Annotated in this window: 11 protein-coding genes; 10 read left to right on the top strand and 1 reads right to left on the bottom strand. The window is 39.9% G+C overall.

Going from position 1 to position 15141, the window contains the following annotated elements; genetic code table 11:
- The first annotated feature begins 37 nt into the window (after window positions 1-37).
- The 6 genes from ADH54_RS05815 (at window position 38) to ADH54_RS12605 (ending at window position 9889) form a co-directional block, all read left to right on the top strand.
- Window positions 38-940, top strand: coding sequence for a putative PEP-binding protein (locus ADH54_RS05815; protein WP_049524384.1), 903 nt, complete (start codon window positions 38-40; stop codon window positions 938-940).
- Window positions 882-1322, top strand: coding sequence for an ASCH domain-containing protein (locus ADH54_RS05820; protein ID WP_049524385.1), 441 nt, complete (start codon window positions 882-884; stop codon window positions 1320-1322). Before ADH54_RS05815 ends, ADH54_RS05820 begins: the two co-directional genes overlap by 59 nt.
- A gap of 122 nt (window positions 1323-1444) precedes the next feature.
- Window positions 1445-3991 (top strand): M1 family metallopeptidase, encoded by a 2547-nt coding sequence (locus tag ADH54_RS05825; RefSeq protein ID WP_049524386.1) that lies wholly within the window; start codon window positions 1445-1447, stop codon window positions 3989-3991.
- A 96-nt stretch (window positions 3992-4087) separates the two neighbouring features.
- The gene (gene ciaR / locus ADH54_RS05830) at window positions 4088-4762 is read left to right on the top strand and encodes a two-component system response regulator CiaR (RefSeq protein WP_000590628.1); all 675 of its coding nucleotides are present in this window, start codon (window positions 4088-4090) and stop codon (window positions 4760-4762) included.
- Window positions 4752-6086 carry a two-component system sensor histidine kinase CiaH gene (ciaH, locus tag ADH54_RS05835; protein ID WP_049524387.1) on the top strand — a complete coding sequence of 445 codons (1335 nt, stop codon included), beginning with the start codon at window positions 4752-4754 and terminating at the stop codon, window positions 6084-6086. Before ciaR ends, ciaH begins: the two co-directional genes overlap by 11 nt.
- A 257-nt stretch (window positions 6087-6343) precedes the next feature.
- Complete coding sequence (locus tag ADH54_RS12605; RefSeq protein WP_049524388.1) at window positions 6344-9889, top strand: pneumococcal-type histidine triad protein; 3546 nt, start codon at window positions 6344-6346, stop codon at window positions 9887-9889.
- Window positions 9890-10158: 269 nt separating this feature from the next.
- On the opposite strand, the gene ADH54_RS05845 is transcribed toward ADH54_RS12605, so the two are convergent.
- Window positions 10159-11709 (bottom strand): ATP-binding cassette domain-containing protein, encoded by a 1551-nt coding sequence (locus ADH54_RS05845; protein ID WP_049524389.1) that lies wholly within the window; start codon window positions 11707-11709, stop codon window positions 10159-10161.
- Between the two features lie 551 nt (window positions 11710-12260).
- Here ADH54_RS05845 and ADH54_RS05850 point away from each other — a divergent pair.
- From ADH54_RS05850 to ADH54_RS05865, 4 genes are all read left to right on the top strand, one after another.
- On the top strand, window positions 12261-12803 hold the full coding sequence (locus ADH54_RS05850; RefSeq protein WP_049524390.1) for a YceD family protein: 543 nt from the start codon (window positions 12261-12263) through the stop codon (window positions 12801-12803).
- Window positions 12803-13432: an endonuclease III gene (nth, locus tag ADH54_RS05855; RefSeq protein WP_000244443.1), complete on the top strand. Its 630-nt coding sequence runs from the start codon at window positions 12803-12805 to the stop codon at window positions 13430-13432. Before ADH54_RS05850 ends, nth begins: the two co-directional genes overlap by 1 nt.
- A 210-nt stretch (window positions 13433-13642) precedes the next feature.
- Window positions 13643-14164 carry a bifunctional pyr operon transcriptional regulator/uracil phosphoribosyltransferase PyrR gene (gene pyrR / locus ADH54_RS05860; RefSeq protein ID WP_000850023.1) on the top strand — a complete coding sequence of 174 codons (522 nt, stop codon included), beginning with the start codon at window positions 13643-13645 and terminating at the stop codon, window positions 14162-14164.
- 18 nt (window positions 14165-14182) lie between these two features.
- Window positions 14183-15106 carry an aspartate carbamoyltransferase catalytic subunit gene (locus tag ADH54_RS05865; protein WP_004260121.1) on the top strand — a complete coding sequence of 308 codons (924 nt, stop codon included), beginning with the start codon at window positions 14183-14185 and terminating at the stop codon, window positions 15104-15106.
- Window positions 15107-15141: the final 35 nt, after the last annotated feature.

Raw genomic sequence — 15141 nt, forward strand, 5'->3', positions numbered from 1 at the left:
ATCTGGTATTGTATCTTTTAAGACGAGGTGAATGGACATGCAAAACCAACTAGCTCTGAGTGGAGAAAAAATTGTTGAAAAAATTTATCCTCAACTATTACACCACGTCGGTATGATTAGAGGCGAATATTTGGTGAGAGAGCTAAATCAAAACATCCTGTTACCAAGTTGTCAGCAATTTGTAAAAGATTATCTAGGCACTATTTGCTCCTTGTACTCGGATGAAGATGTCTGGTATCGTTTTTCAGAATTAACGAATACAGAAGTTAATTGTTTAGAGGGGACTAAAGAATATTTTGATGAAAATCACCCCCTATTTGGATATAGAGGAACTAGGCGTTTATTAGTGTGTCCAGATGAATTTCAGGCTGAGGCAAATGTCGTTACAGAAGTTTATCAAAATCATCCCAATCTGTCTCTTATTTTTCCTTTTGTCAATGATGCTGAGCAGTTAAAGCAAGTTATTACAGTATTACGTCAGTATGGCTTTACTGGGAAAATCGGCACAATGATTGAATTGCCGTCAGCTTATTTTGACTTAGACAGGATACTGGAAACGGGCATTTCAAAGATTGTAGTTGGAATGAATGATTTGACTTCTTTTGTTTTTGCGACTGTGAGAAACAGTCAATGGCATGATATGGAAAGTCCAATAATGTTAGATATGCTAAGAGATATGCAGGATAAAGCAAGGATGAAAAAGATTGACTTTGCTGTAGCAGGATATCTGAATGTTTCTTTCTTACAAAAAATGAATCAGATGGATATCGAATGCGTTATTCACTACAGTTCTATTCCAGATATTTTTAATTTAGAGATTGACCATCCAGACCATCTCAAACACATAAAAGAAGAAAGTAAAAAATTACAAAGGAGCACCCATGACACCGCAAGAAATGTGGAATGCATACAAGCAAATCAATCCTTCTATCGGAGATGAAATCGATGCTTGGGCTTTTGGAGAGGAATCAGACCTTTTAGCGGATTTGGTTTTAAAAGGCGAAAAAACAACAACAGCTTCAGCCTACGATCTCTACGCACTAGAAGGCGAATCTCTTCCGCAAGAAGGGACATTTGATGTCATTTTAGACAGTCAAAATCAGGCTGTCTGCATTGTCGAAATTACAAGGGTTTCCGTTCAGCCCTTCAATCAAGTTTCTGCGCAACATGCCTATAAGGAAGGTGAGGGAGACAAATCTCTGACCTATTGGCGTCAGGTTCACGAGGACTTTTTCACAGACTGTTTGGGTGAAGCAGGACTAACTTTTACACCTGATAGTAAGGTTGTTTTAGAAGAATTTCGTAAGGTCTACCCACTGTAGACTGTTAGACGGAAGAAAGTTTTGGAAATTACCGTCCAATCCTTTTTTCTTAAACAAAAAATGATATAATAAGTTTGTTTGAAGAAGAGTAGCAACTCTTAAACTTAGAATAGGAGAAAACTATGCAAGCAGTTGAACATTTTATTAAGCAATTTGTTCCTGAACATTATGATTTATTTTTAGACTTGAGTTGTGAGACCAAGACTTTTTCAGGAAAGGTGACTATTAGTGGTCAAGCACAGAGTGACCGCATTTCCCTTCATCAAAAAGACTTGGAAATCGCTTCTGTAGAAGTTGCAGGGGAAGCTCGCCCATTTACAGTTGACCATGACAATGAAGCCCTTCATATTGAACTTGCGGAAGCAGGTCGAGTTGAATTGGTTATCGCTTTCTCAGGAAAAATTACAGACAACATGACAGGGATTTACCCTTCTTATTACACAGTTGATGGAGTCAAGAAGGAAGTCTTGTCTACTCAGTTCGAGAGCCATTTTGCGCGAGAAGCTTTCCCATGTGTGGATGAGCCAGAAGCCAAAGCAACTTTTGATCTAGCTCTTCGTTTTGACCAAGCTGAAGGTGAATTGGCCTTGTCTAACATGCCAGAAATCGATGTTGAAAAACGTAAGGAAACAGGTATCTGGAAGTTTGAGACAACACCTCGCATGTCTTCTTACTTGTTAGCCTTTGTTGCTGGTGATTTGCAAGGTGTGACAGCCAAAACTAAAAACGGTACCCTCGTAGGTGTCTACTCAACCAAAGCACACCCACTATCTAACCTTGATTTCTCACTGGATATCGCTGTTCGCTCTATCGAGTTTTACGAAGATTACTATGGAGTTAAGTACCCGATCCCTCAATCTCTCCACATCGCTCTTCCTGACTTCTCAGCTGGTGCTATGGAAAACTGGGGGCTTGTGACCTACCGTGAAGTTTACTTGGTTGTGGATGAAAACTCAACATTTGCTAGCCGTCAACAAGTTGCCCTTGTTGTGGCCCATGAATTGGCTCACCAATGGTTTGGGAACCTCGTAACGATGAAATGGTGGGATGACCTTTGGCTCAATGAAAGCTTTGCTAACATGATGGAGTACGTCTGTGTGGATGCTATTGAACCAAGTTGGAATATCTTTGAAGATTTCCAAACAGGTGGTGTTCCGTCTGCCTTGAAACGTGATGCGACTGATGGTGTTCAATCTGTTCACGTCGAAGTTAAACATCCAGATGAAATCAATACGCTCTTTGACGGAGCTATCGTCTATGCCAAAGGAAGTCGCCTCATGCACATGCTTCGTCGTTGGCTAGGTGATGCCGATTTTGCCAAAGGTTTGCATGCCTACTTTGAAAAACATCAATACAGCAATACAATTGGTCGTGACCTTTGGAATGCTCTTGGTCAAGCATCAGGTCGTGATGTCGCAGCCTTCATGGATTCTTGGTTGGAACAACCTGGTTATCCAGTTCTCACTGTTAAAGTTGAAAATGATGTCTTAAAAATTTCACAAAAACAATTCTTTATCGGTGAGCACGCAGATAAGAACCGTCTTTGGGTGGTGCCACTCAATAGCAACTGGAAAGGCTTGCCTGATACACTCGAAACTGAAAGCATCGAAATCCCTGGCTACGCAGCCCTTCTTGCTGAAAATGAAGGAGCTCTTCGTTTCAATACTGAAAATACAGCCCACTATATTACAGACTATCAAGGATACTTGTTAGATGCAGTTCTTGCTGACCTAGTTGAGCTTGATAACACAAGCAAACTGCAAATCGTCCAAGAACGTCGTTTGCTTGCTGAAGCAGGGCACATTTCTTATGCTGACTTGCTCCCAGTCCTTGATAAACTTGCTAAAGAAGAATCTTACCTTGTCGTTTCAGCTGTTTCTCAAGTGATTTCTGCCCTTGAGCGCTTTATCGATGAAGGTACAGAAGCTGAGAAAGCCTTTAACAGTCTGGTTGCTAAATTGGCTCGTCATAACTATGACCGTCTTGGTTTTGAAGCTAAAGATGGTGAATCAGATGAAGACGAATTGGTTCGTCAGTTGACCATTTCCATGATGATTCGCTCAAATGATTCAGAAGCTAGCCAAGTCGCTAGCCAAATCTTCGCGGCTCACAAGGATCAGCTTGCAGGACTTCCAGCAGCAATCCGTTCCCAAGTCCTAATCAATGAAATGAAACATCACGAGACTAAGGAATTGGTAGCCATTTATCTTGACCTTTACACTCATGCGACGGATGCGGTCTTCAAGCGCCAGTTGGCAGGAGCTCTTGCATACAGTACAGATGCCGAAAACATTCAAACCCTTCTTGCAACTTGGAAAGACAAATTTATCGTTAAGCCACAAGACCTTTCTTCATGGTACCTCCAATTCCTCGGACACCAAGCTACTCAAGAAACTGTTTGGGTATGGGCGCGTGAAAACTGGGATTGGATTAAGGCAGCTCTTGGTGGTGATATGAGTTTTGATAGTTTTGTTATCTTCCCATCACACATCTTTAAAACTCAGCAACGCTTGGCAGAGTACAAAGAATTCTTTGAACCACAACTTTCTGATCTTGCTCTTAGCCGTAATATCGGCATGGGAATCAAGGAAATTGCAGCGCGTGTTGACTTGATTAACCGTGAAAAAGCTGCAGTGGAAGCAGTTGTTCTTCAATACGGAACTAAATAATCAAAATAAAACTCAGCTATCTCATGTAAAATGCAGAGAGTTGAGTTTTTTTTAAGGCAAATTTGGTATAATGGTTTTAATAAGGAGGAGTTTCTCATGATAAAAATCTTATTGGTTGAGGATGATCTAGGCCTGTCAAATTCAGTATTTGACTTTTTAGACGATTTTGCAGATGTCATGCAGGTATTTGATGGGGAAGAAGGTCTCTACGAAGCTGAAAGTGGCGTCTATGATTTGATTTTGCTCGATTTGATGTTACCTGAAAAAAATGGCTTCCAAGTCTTGAAAGAATTGCGTGAAAAGGGGATTACGACTCCAGTTCTGATCATGACTGCCAAGGAAAGTTTGGATGACAAGGGACATGGATTTGAACTGGGAGCAGATGATTATCTGACCAAACCTTTCTACCTAGAAGAACTCAAGATGCGGATTCAAGCCCTTCTCAAACGTTCAGGTAAATTTAATGAAAATACGCTATCTTATGGAGATATTCTCATCAATTTATCAACCAATACCGTTAAGGTTGAAGATACTACTGTCGAATTGCTGGGGAAAGAGTTCGATTTACTAGTTTATTTCCTTCAAAATCAAAATGTTATTTTGCCTAAGACGCAGATTTTTGATCGTCTATGGGGATTTGATAGTGATACAACGATTTCAGTTGTCGAAGTTTATGTTTCAAAAGTCCGTAAGAAATTAAAAGGAACCACTTTTGCAGAGAATTTGCAAACCTTGCGCAGTGTTGGGTATATTTTAAAAGATGTTCAGTAAACTAAAAAAAACATGGTATGCAGATGACTTTAGTTATTTTATCCGCAACTTTGGTGTCTTTACCTTGATTTTCTCGACAATGACTCTGATTATTTTACAGGTCATGCATTCGAGTCTTTATACTTCGGTGGATGATAAGCTTCATGGACTGAGTGAAAATCCTCAGGCAGTTATTCAGCTTGCTGTAAATAGGGCAACAGAAGAGATTAAAGACTTAGAGAATGCCGCTACAGATACTAGTAAGACTGAGATAAAACCCAATGTCAGTTCCAATACGGAGGTTATTCTTTTTGATAAGAATTTTACACAGCTCCTTTCTGGAAATCGATTTTTGGGATTGGATAAGATTAAGTTAGAGAAAAAAGAACTAGGCCATATCTATCAAATTCAGGTTTTTAATAGCTATGGACAAGAAGAAATCTATCGCATGATCTTGATGGAAACGAATATCAGTTCGGTTTCAACCAATATCAAGTATGCAGCTATCTTGATTAATACCAGTCAGTTGGAGCAAGCAAGTCAAAAGCATGAGCAATTGATTGTGATTGTGATGGCAAGTTTCTGGATTTTATCTTTACTTGCAAGTCTCTATCTAGCTAGGGTCAGTGTTAGGCCCCTGCTTGAGAGCATGCAGAAGCAACAGTCCTTTGTGGAAAATGCTAGTCATGAGTTACGAACTCCACTCGCAGTTTTGCAAAATCGCTTAGAGACCCTTTTTCGTAAGCCAGAAGCAACCATTATGGATGTGAGCGAAAGCATTGCCTCTAGTTTGGAAGAAGTCCGAAATATGCGTTTTTTGACGACAAACTTGCTGAACTTAGCTCGTAGAGATGATGGGATTAAACCGGAACTTGCAGAAGTTCCAACCAGTTTTTTCAATACGACTTTCACAAACTATGAGATGATTGCCTCGGAAAATGACCGTGTCTTCCGTTTTGAAAATCGGATTCATCGCACGATTGTCACAGATCAGCTTCTCTTGAAGCAGTTGATGACTATCCTATTTGATAATGCTGTCAAGTATACTGAAGAGGATGGTGAAATTAATTTTCTTATCTCGGCGACCGATCGCAATCTGTATTTACTGGTTTCTGATAATGGAGTCGGTATTTCAGCAGAAGATAAGAAGAAAATTTTTGACCGTTTTTATCGAGTGGATAAGGCTAGAACCCGCCAAAAAGGTGGTTTTGGTTTAGGATTATCTCTGGCCAAGCAAATTGTAGATGCGCTTAAAGGAACCATTACTGTTAAAGATAATAAACCCAAGGGAACAATCTTTGAAGTGAAGATTGCTATTCATACACCATCTAAAAAGAAAAAATAAACATATCGCTCCGGATGGGGCGATATTTTGGATTATGTGACTTTCAGTCCGTCTCGCTAAGTCAGGTGTGAGACAGTCAAACCACCCGTTTTAGGGGTGATTATGATTAAAATAACATAAAAATCTTGACAGATAAACTTAAAAAATGTAAACTATTTACTGGTTAATTAATTGGTTAAATAACCAATTTAGAAAACTATTTAATCAAGTAAAGGAAGTTAAGAAAAAGCTTCACCATTTATTGAAATGAGGGATTTATGAAATTCAGTAAAAAATATATAGCAGCCGGATCGGCTGTTATCGTATCCTTGAGTCTTTGTGCTTATGCACTGAACCAGCATCGTTCGCAGGAAAATAGGGACAACAATCGTGTCTCTTATGTGGATGGCAGCCAGTCAAGTCAGAAAAGTGAAAACTTGACACCAGATCAGGTTAGTCAAAAAGAAGGAATTCAGGCTGAGCAAATTGTCATCAAAATTACAGATCAGGGCTATGTAACGTCACACGGTGACCACTATCATTACTATAATGGGAAAGTTCCTTATGATGCCCTCTTTAGTGAAGAACTCTTGATGAAGGATCCAAACTACAAACTTAAGGATGGAGATATTGTCAATGAGGTCAAGGGTGGTTATATCATCAAGGTCGATGGAAAATATTATGTTTACCTGAAAGATGCAGCTCATGCTGATAATGTTCGAACCAAAGATGAAATCAATCGTCAAAAACAAGAACACGTCAAAGATAATGAGAAGGTCAGCTCTGATGTTGCTGTAGCAAGATTTCAGGGACGCTATACGACAGATGATGGTTATGTCTTTAATCCAGCTGATATTATCGAAGATACTGGTGATGCTTATATCGTTCCCCACGGAGGTCACTATCACTACATTCCAAAAAGTGATTTGTCTGCTAGTGAATTAGCAGCAGCAAAAGCTCATTTAGCTGGTAAAAATACGCAACCGAGCCAGTTAAGCTATTCTTCAGCAGTTAGTGACAATAACACGCAATCTGTAGCACAAGGCTCAACTAGCAAGCCAGAAAGCAAAGTTGAAAATCTCCAAAGTCTATTGAAAGAACTCTACGATTCACCTAGCGACAAACGTTACAGTGAATCAGATGGCTTAGTCTTTGACCCTGCTAAGATTATCAGTCGTACACCAAATGGAGTTGCGATTCCGCATGGTGACCATTATCACTTTATTCCTTACAGCAAGCTCTCTCCTTTAGAAGAAAAGATTGCTAGAATGGTGCCTATCGGTGGAACTGATTCTACAGTCTCTACAAATGAAAAACCTCATGAAGTAGCGTCTAGTCTAGGAAGTCTTCCAAGTAATCCATCTATATTGAATAATGCTTCTTCAACGTTAAATAAGGAAATTACTTCAACATCTGATGGTTATATCTTTAATCCTAAAGATATCGTTGAAGAAACTGCTACAGCTTATATTGTAAGACATGGTGATCATTTCCATTACATTCCTAAGTCGAATCAAATTGGTCAACCGACTCTTCCAAACAATGGTCTAACAACACCTTCGCCATCTCTTCCAGTCAATCCTAGTGTTTCACATGAGGAACATGAAGAAGGTGGACACGGCTTTGATGCCAATCGAATTATCAGAGAAGATGAAGCAGGATTTATCATGAGTCACGGCGACCACAATCATTACTTCTTCAAGAAGGATTTGACAGCTGATCAAATCAAGGCAGCGCAAGACCACTTGAAAGGGGCAAATACAGCAAAACCAAATCCAGCTCATGATGACGATCACGATGAAGATCATCATGGACACCATCATGGTGAAGACCATGATCACGGTTTTGATGCCGATCGTGTCATTAGTGAGGATGATCAAGGCTTTGTCATGAGTCACGGCGACCATAATCATTACTTCTATAAGAAAGATTTGACAGCCGACCAAATTAAGGCCGCACAGGATCATCTGAAAACACATCATGATGCAGAACCTGTAAAACCTCTTGCTAAAACGGTAGAGTCTTTCTCAAGAGATGCTAGCGATGAAGAAAAGATTGCTTATATTTCGAAGACATACGGCGTTCCACTTGAAGCTATTAGAATTTCAAACGGATTCTTTGTCTTTGGAAATCCAGACCAAGCCTACGATCCAACTCATATCCACCCATATGCTGTTCGTAAGGAACACGTTCGGATTCCTCTTCAAACTGGAAATCCAGAACTTGATTTCCTAAATGAACTTTACACGACTGCTTTGCGAGATGGTGTGTCTCCTTATAGTTTGCAGGTAGAAAATGGTAGTTTTGTGATTCCTCATGGTGACCACAATCACTACATCAAGGTTCAAACGAAGGGCTATGAAGTGGCTTTGAAAAACAAGATTCCAGCTCCCCAATCCAACTATCAACCTGGAGCTTTTGATGAGAAGGCAGTCTTGGCAAAAGTAGATCAACTTCTAGCTGAAAGTAGAACGATTTATCAAGATCAACCTATTAAACAAAGACAGATTGAGTTGGCTTTGGGTCAATTTACTGAGAACATGAAGAAACTTGCAACCAACTCTACAGCAGGCTATCTTGCGACACTGGATCTCTTTGATAAGCAATATATCCATATTGATGAAAGTGTCAAACCTGTTGAAACAAGTGCTTTAGATAAGAAATATCAGGCTTTAATTGATAAAATCAATACCTTGGATACAGACTCTTATGGACTTCCAAAGAAAGACCTTCTCGTTCGACTCCAAGAAGCTAAATTGGCTAAAGATGAGGCTGCTTTAGCAGCGGTTGAATCACAACTTCAAGCCTTGCAAGACTTTAATGACCGAACAGGTGTTACAACTGTAGAATACATCAAGTATTTCTACGAACATGTAAATGACGGTCGTTTGAGTGATGAACTTCGAAACAAAGTAGCTCGGTTGACTTGGACCTTGTATCAATCTCAATCCTTCCTTAAGGCAGCAGAATTGAACAAATTATTCCCAAGCATCTATCAGGCAAAACAAGAAGTGGAAGAAGCTTTGAAAGCTCAACCAACTACTGCTAAATCGACTCAGACAGTTCTAGATACTGAAAAAGTAGATAACCAAACTGCCAAGACAGCTATTTATGGCTTCTTGAAAGAATTGTATGGAGACTTTATGCCTGAAGAGCATGTCAATCATGTTAGCAAGGAACAAGTAGAAAATCTCTTGAGCAAGGCAACTCAACTCTTAGAGCAAATCCAAGAAGAAGGAATCAGACAATCCTTAGCAGAAGAAGTAGAAAATCTCAAAGCTGCCACAAACAAAGCTGATGCAGATTTGGATGAAGTAAATAGTCAGGTGAAAGATGTCTTGAGTCGTATCGCCAGCGCTCTTCAACAAGAGAAAGAAAATGCTGAGCAAGATCCTCAGACACTTGTACTCTATCAAAAACTTTACGATATCCTCATGTCACTTCACGCTTACTTAGAAAACAATAAGGGTTCTGATGAGGACTTTGATAAGGTGGATGCTCTACTAGATCAACTTTCTGCTAAGAGTAAAGATAAGGCTGCTTTACTTGAATTGACAAAAGCTATTCTGATCTTGAATCAAGAAATCAAGTCAAAATCAAGCGCGAGTGAAGAAGCAACTCCAGCAACAAATGCTGAAGCAAATGGTGATAAGACAAGTGCTGAGAACCAACCAAACGCAGCTGCAGAATCTAACAGTGAAACTGCCAGTGACGAAAACAAACCGAGCAACGCCACAGATTCTAAACCTGCTGAATCAGCTTCAGAAGAGGAAGCCACAGAATCTCCAACAAGTACTGGAAATCAAGAAAAACCAGTAGAATAAAAAAGTTTGTGGTCGTAGATCTAGGAGATTTTCCCATTCAAGGCTGTTTCCTATTTCTCATTGAAATTATAAGCCATGGCAAGATAAGAAAACGAGCATTTTCAACTGAGGAGGTGCTCGTTTTTTGATAGTTAGAAGTAGTTTTTATCCGTCTATTTAGAGTTGATTACAAGAAATTATTGACTTGAATGTGGATATAAGATTTATTCACTGATTATAATGTTTAAATAGTGCTCCAAAGCAAAGAATTATCCTCATGAGTATGAATCTTATAAATTAACTACCTCCAAACCATGTTCTGTCAAGCGATAGATGCTTGAACAGACCTCTTTTAAGAAACGACGGTCATGCGAAACAGTGATGATACCGCCTGGATAGGTTGCAAAGAGTTTTCTTATTTCAGGTTGAGAAGTTGGAGAAAAGTTTCGTGTGGGTTCATCCAGAAGGAGAAAGTTTGGTTTGCGCAAGACTAAATTCAAAAGCAGGAGTTTACCCTGTTGCCCGCCAGATAAGGAGCGAATTTGATGCTGCATTTCTGGATAACTGAAATTGAGACTAGCTAGGTGAGATTGGATTTTCTGCAGTTCTTCTTTTTGTCCAGTTTGACTGAGAAATTCTACTGGGGATAAATCCAATTGCAGTTTTTTGTGGTAATCTTGTGGCATAAAACCAAGCGAAATTTCTCTTTTGGCGCTAAGTAGTTGTTGAAACTTGGCTAACAGAGTTGATTTTCCAACACCATTTGGGCCTATGATACCGATTTTTTCTTGGCCACGGACAGTTAGTTGTAACTCCTGAGCTAAAACGCGCTCGCCAATGGACAAATTTTCCTTTTCCAGTCGAATTAAGGTTTTAGAAGCCGGTAATGGTTGGATGTCTGAAAAGAAAAGTTGGATTTCTTCCTCTTCAAGTGGCTTTTGGGTCATGGACTGAGCTGCCTTTTCGTAGCGTTTTTCTTGTGAGAGGACAGTTTTCATCTTTTTAGCCAATAGGCGACCGGCAGTACTATCTTTAGTAGTTCGAAGCGCAGTTTCTACGTTTTGTTTGACTCGGCGATGTTTTTCCATGGTTTTATCGTAGGCTCTTTGGTCGTTAGCAGCTTGCTGGCTTTGTTTGGTAAAATTAGCCTTTCTCTGGTCGCTATAGCTATCATAGTCTAAATGCTCTACTAGTGTTTCAGCTTCTTTTCGGTGCTTGACCAGTCGCAAGTGGACAATAGTGTCTGCCGTTTCAGAAAGAAAGTCCTCATCATGGGAAATGAAAATAACAGTTTGCCTAATCTTGCGAATCTGACCTTTTAGCCAATCAACTGTTTCAAGGTCTAGGTCATTTGAAGGTTCATCTAAAAATAGAATCTCAAAGGGTTTGGCTAACTCATGGATGAGCTGAATTTTCAAAGCTTCGCCCCCTGATAGACTGCCAATCTTTTGGTCGCTAGCGAATCGATTGCTATCAAAATGCAATTCCTCAGCTAAACGATAGAGGACACTGTAGTCTAAATCGATAGAATCTAAAAAGAAGTAGTCGTGTAGAGATTGTTTTTTCAGCTCCTCGGGGAGTTTTTGAGGAATGTAGGCTATTGATTGATAATCAGATTGAATGTCTCCCCTGATAGTGAAATCAGGCAAAGCTTCCCTCATTAAAGTTTTAAGCAAGGTTGATTTGCCATTTCCTTCCTCTCCAATAATAGCTACCTTTTCCTCATCTTGGATGATCATGTTTAAGTCTGAGACAAGGTCTCGTAAATCTTTATTTTGTGTGATGGTCAGGTGATTGATTTTTATCATATGATTGCCCTTTCTAGAATGTCGATAGTGCATAACAAAAAGCTCTACTTTATCTAGTAGAGCCCAAAGTCACTGTCAAAACTCTATTATCCTCGTTGAAAAACTCGTCAAACTAGCTTGGAGTTGCCTAACCCAACCCAAGAGGAGCATAGCTTTCTAGTTTTTTGATTTTCAATGGGGACAAGATACTAGAAAATCTAGTATGAAAAGAGCACACAAAAAGAGACAAAAACAAGATCTACTAAATAAAGGTTCTTTATTTGATAGATTTAGTTGTTCATGTCTCCCTTACCTCCGAGTATTAGTATCTTTATCCTATACCTTTAAGGAAATTTTGTCAACAGAAAACTGGAAATTCCAATCTCTAAAATACCTCTAAAATACGAGTGGTAAGCATTTGTAATGAGTTCTTTGTCTTCCATATGAGCATCCTCCTTGCTATCATGTATTCTTGCCTATAGTATAGCACCAAAAAATATAGTGATAAATATATTAAAAAATCGAATTTTAATTACAAAGTTTGGTGGGCTGATTTGTAGGCTTTTCATGGTATAATCAAGAGAGTAAATCTTTATGGAGGAAGTATGAAATTAAATATTCAAGAAATTCGTAAGCAGTCTGAAGGCTTGCATTTTGAACAAACGTTAGACCTAGCTGCAGACCTGCGTGCACGTAATCAAGAAATTTTAGATGTAAAAGATATCCTTGCAGTTGGGAAAGTACAGTACGAAGACCGTATGTATTTCTTAGATTATCAACTATCTTATACCATTGTTCTTGCTTCAAGTCGCAGTATGGAGCCAGTTGAGTTAGTTGAATCTTATCCAGTAACGGAAGTTTTCATGGAAGGGGCAACTAATCAGCTAGATCAAGAAATTTTAGACGATGATTTGGTCCTTCCTATCGAAAATGGAGAACTTGCCCTTGCTGAGAGCGTATCAGACAATATCCTGCTGAACATTCCTATCAAGGTCTTGACTGCTGAAGAAGAGGCTGGTCAAGGTTTTGTGTCAGGAAATGACTGGCAAATCATGACTGAGGAAGAATACCAAGCTCAACAGGCAGTTAAGAAAGAAGAAAACAGTCCTTTTGCTGGCTTACAAGGACTATTTGATGGAGACGAATAATGGTCTTGTCAAAAAAACGAGCACGAAAGGTGCTAGAAGAAATCATTGCTCTTTTTCCAGATGCCAAGCCTAGTCTTGATTTCACCAATCATTTTGAACTCTTGGTTGCGGTCATGTTGTCAGCTCAGACAACGGATGCAGCGGTAAATAAGGCCACACCAGGTCTCTTTGCTGCCTTTCCAACGCCACAAGCCATGTCTGTTGCAACAGAAAGTGAAATTGCTTCACACATTTCTCGCCTGGGACTGTATCGAAATAAGGCTAAATTTCTTAAAAAATGTGCCCAACAGTTACTAGATGATTTTGACGGTCAAGTCCCTCAGACTCGTGAAGAATTAGAAAGTCTGGCAGGTGTTGGTCGCAAGACAGCCAACGTAGTTATGAGTGTGGGCTTTGGAATTCCAGCCTTTGCAGTCGATACTCATGTGGAGCGTATTTGTAAGCACCACGATATTGTCAAAAAATCAGCGACACCTCTTGAGGTGGAAAAGCGGGTCATGGATATCTTACCACCTGAGCAGTGGTTAGCAGCCCATCAGGCCATGATTTATTTTGGAAGAGCCATTTGCCATCCTAAAAATCCAGAGTGTGACCAGTACCCACAGTTATATGATTTTAGCAATTTATAAGATGGGGTTTCAAAAGTTTTTGCTTGATTTTACGCTCGCTTTGTGCTATAGTAATTGATAACTAAATATTCCTTTAAACCTGTCCCGTGAGGCAGGCAAGGAGCGTGATAAAGTAGAAGGGTGGAGTCTATACTGTTTGCAGTAGGGCTTACTTAGCTATACATTTCAAGTCTCCTTGTTTAAGGAGACTTTTCTTTTTGGAGGTTTGTCATGAAGACAAAAGAAGTTGTAGACGAATTGACTGTCAAACGAGCGATTACGCGTATTACTTATGAGATTATTGAACGCAACAAAGATTTGAATAAAATCGTCTTGGCTGGTATTAAAACTCGTGGTGTCTTTATCGCCCACCGAATCCAAGAACGTTTGGAGCAGCTAGAAAATCTTTCAGTTCCTGTTGTGGAATTGGATACCAAACCTTTCCGTGATGATGTTAAAAGTGGAGAAGATACTTCTTTGGTTTCTGTCGATGTGACAGACCGCGAAGTTATCTTGGTGGACGATGTGCTTTATACAGGCCGCACTATCCGTGCTGCTATTGATAATATTGTCGGTCATGGTCGTCCTGCGCGCGTGAGTTTAGCAGTTCTAGTCGATCGTGGACATAGAGAATTGCCAATCCGTCCAGATTACGTTGGAAAAAATATTCCAACTAGTCGTTCTGAAGAAATCATCGTAGAGATGGCAGAACTTGATGGCCAAGACAGAGTTCTGATTACTGAAGAAGCTTAGAAAGCTAAAGGAGTAACCATGTCAGAAAATCAACAAGCATTGAACCATGTGGTGTCCATGGAAGACCTCACTGTCGATCAAGTCATGAAATTAATCAAGCGAGGAATTGAGTTTAAAAACGGTGCCCAGCTTCCTTATGAAGACCACCCGATTGTTTCCAATCTTTTCTTTGAGGATTCTACACGGACGCATAAGTCATTCGAAGTTGCAGAGATTAAACTGGGATTAGAGCGACTTGACTTTGATGTGAAGACTAGTTCAGTCAATAAGGGTGAGACACTTTATGATACCATTTTGACTCTGTCTGCTTTAGGAGTGGATGTCTGTGTGATTCGCCACCCAGAGGTTGACTACTACAGAGAGTTAATTGCTAGTCCCACGATTACGACTTCCATCATCAATGGTGGAGATGGTTCGGGCCAACACCCTAGCCAGAGCTTGCTTGATTTGATGACTATTTATGAGGAATTTGGTCATTTTGAGGGTCTCAAGGTTGCGATTGCAGGTGACTTGGACCACTCACGCGTTGCCAAATCTAATATGCAGATTTTGAAACGCTTAGGTGCAGAACTTTATTTTGCTGGACCTGAGGAATGGAGAAGTCAAGAGTTTGCAGACTATGGACAGTTTGTAACCATTGATGAAATCATTGATCAGGTGGATGTCATGATGTTTCTCCGTGTGCAACATGAACGTCATGATAGTGGAGCTGTCTTTTCAAAAGAAGATTACCATGCCCAACATGGCTTGACTCAAGAACGTTATGACCGTTTGAAAGAAACAGCAATCCTTATGCATCCAGCTCCAGTCAATCGCGATGTGGAAATCGCAGATCACTTGGTTGAAGCACCAAAATCACGGATTGTCCAACAAATGACCAATGGTGTCTTTGTTCGAATGGCAATCTTAGAATCCGTACTGGCGAGTAGAAACGCCAACTAAAACACAAGACGTTAAAAGACGCCAGTGAGCGTCCA

Source organism: Streptococcus pseudopneumoniae (assembly GCF_001072315.1).
In the GTDB taxonomy this organism is placed as follows: Bacteria; Bacillota; Bacilli; order Lactobacillales; family Streptococcaceae; genus Streptococcus; species Streptococcus pseudopneumoniae_R.

Coding starts and splice junctions, on each gene's coding strand:
- ADH54_RS05815 (WP_049524384.1), top strand. CDS start 38: ATGCAAAACCAACTAGCTCTGAGTGGAGAAAAAATTGTTGAAAAAATT.
- ADH54_RS05820 (WP_049524385.1), top strand. CDS start 882: ATGACACCGCAAGAAATGTGGAATGCATACAAGCAAATCAATCCTTCT.
- ADH54_RS05825 (WP_049524386.1), top strand. CDS start 1,445: ATGCAAGCAGTTGAACATTTTATTAAGCAATTTGTTCCTGAACATTAT.
- ciaR (WP_000590628.1), top strand. CDS start 4,088: ATGATAAAAATCTTATTGGTTGAGGATGATCTAGGCCTGTCAAATTCA.
- ciaH (WP_049524387.1), top strand. CDS start 4,752: ATGTTCAGTAAACTAAAAAAAACATGGTATGCAGATGACTTTAGTTAT.
- ADH54_RS12605 (WP_049524388.1), top strand. CDS start 6,344: ATGAAATTCAGTAAAAAATATATAGCAGCCGGATCGGCTGTTATCGTA.
- ADH54_RS05845 (WP_049524389.1), bottom strand. CDS start 11,709: ATGCACTATCGACATTCTAGAAAGGGCAATCATATGATAAAAATCAAT.
- ADH54_RS05850 (WP_049524390.1), top strand. CDS start 12,261: ATGAAATTAAATATTCAAGAAATTCGTAAGCAGTCTGAAGGCTTGCAT.
- nth (WP_000244443.1), top strand. CDS start 12,803: ATGGTCTTGTCAAAAAAACGAGCACGAAAGGTGCTAGAAGAAATCATT.
- pyrR (WP_000850023.1), top strand. CDS start 13,643: ATGAAGACAAAAGAAGTTGTAGACGAATTGACTGTCAAACGAGCGATT.
- ADH54_RS05865 (WP_004260121.1), top strand. CDS start 14,183: ATGTCAGAAAATCAACAAGCATTGAACCATGTGGTGTCCATGGAAGAC.